Raw genomic sequence first — 652 nt, 5'->3', positions numbered from 1 at the left:
CGCCGCCAGTCCTTGAGCCGACCGAACATGATCTCGATGCGGTTGCGTCGTTTGTAGCGGCGCTTGTCGTATTTCACGGGCGTATTGCGTTGCTTTCGGCCAGGGATACAGGCGCGTATCCCTTTGTCTTCCAACGCTTCTTTGAACCAATCGGCGTTATAGCCGCGATCTTCGAGTAACCAATCCACGTTTGGCAGGCTGCTGAGCAATGCCCGCGCTCCGATATAATCACTGACCCGCTGCCCGGCAGGCGATGCAAGCATCGCCGAGAGGGGGCCCTGCGGTCACGAACAGGTTGAGCGGGCCCCCCTGGCTGTCGCAGATGGCATGCAGTTTTGTCCCTCTCGGGCCATTGCTGTGCAATGCCCTGCCGGGCAGTGGTTCATCCCGCCCTTGGTTCGGCCAATCAGACGGCCACGCCCCCCCTTTTTCACGCCCATACTGGTCGCTGTTCGGTGGGCCTTGAGGTAGGTCGCGTCAATCATGACGGTCTTCTCTTCGCGGTGCTCCGCTGCGAGGCCGGCCATGATCCGGGGCTCTGTTGCACAAATCCGGTAGGGATTCATGTCGTGAATCCAGTGTGGTAGCTGATGGGCATGAGCAAACCGACAGCACCGACCTACAAGACAACGAATTGGACTGCCTATAATGA

General features: G+C 59.2%; 1 pseudogene. It reads right to left on the bottom strand.

Annotated elements, in window-relative coordinates:
* Nucleotides 1-533: pseudogene (locus AB4874_RS19885) on the bottom strand (transposase); the annotation flags it as partial.
* Between the last annotated feature and the right edge of the window lie 119 nt (nucleotides 534-652).

The organism is Thioclava arctica, assembly GCF_040892615.1.
GTDB lineage: Bacteria > Pseudomonadota > Alphaproteobacteria > Rhodobacterales > Rhodobacteraceae > Thioclava > Thioclava arctica.
The sequence above is the reverse complement of the archived record's forward strand: the minus strand, read 5'-3'. Positions and strand labels throughout refer to the sequence as shown.